The organism is Rhodococcus sp. GXMU-t2271 (genome assembly GCF_041414735.1).
GTDB classification, from domain to species: domain Bacteria; phylum Actinomycetota; class Actinomycetes; order Mycobacteriales; family Mycobacteriaceae; genus Rhodococcus; species Rhodococcus indonesiensis.
The window spans coordinates 1-550 of record NZ_JAUIZP010000110.1 but is presented as its reverse complement, the minus strand read 5'-3'; the positions used below and the strand labels follow the sequence as shown (position 1 = coordinate 550).

The 550-nt window shown below is 70.5% G+C and carries 1 protein-coding gene; it reads right to left on the bottom strand.

Annotation, left to right across the window (positions count from 1 at the left end; all coding sequences use genetic code 11):
* The coding region (locus QYS60_RS25760) for a CoA ester lyase (protein WP_371384668.1) at positions 1–550 on the bottom strand (550 nt) is incomplete at both ends.

The following is a 550-nucleotide window of genomic DNA, read 5'->3' as shown; positions in this document are numbered from 1 at the left end:
CGGCGCGGTGCAGGATCTGCTCGGCGTGCCGCAGCACCGGCGCATCGACCATCCGGCCCTCGAACTGGAACACCCCCCGCTCCTCCGGCACCGCCGCCAGCACCCGCCGCGCCCACGCCACATCCTGCTCACTCGGCGCATACGCCGACCGGATCACCCCCACCTGACCCGGATGGATCGCCACCTTCGCATCGAACCCCACCGCCACCGCATCGAGCGCCTCGTCCCGCAACCCCTCGTGATCCCGGATGTCGAGAAACACCGAATCCAACGCGAACCGCCCGTACGCCTTCGCCGCCAGCAACGCCTGCGAGCGCACATGCCGCGCCACATCCCGATACGTCCCGTCGGCCCGGCGCGACGACTGCCCGCCCAGACCCACGACGAGATCCTCCGCCCCCCACATCAGACCGACCGTCCCGGCCGCCAACGCGATCTCGTCGACCTTCAACGCCCCCAACGGCGACTCGATCAACGCCACCACCTCCCGCGGCGCCAACGACGTCACCTGCTGCGCCGACTCGCACTTCGCCAGCATCACCCGGGTGTA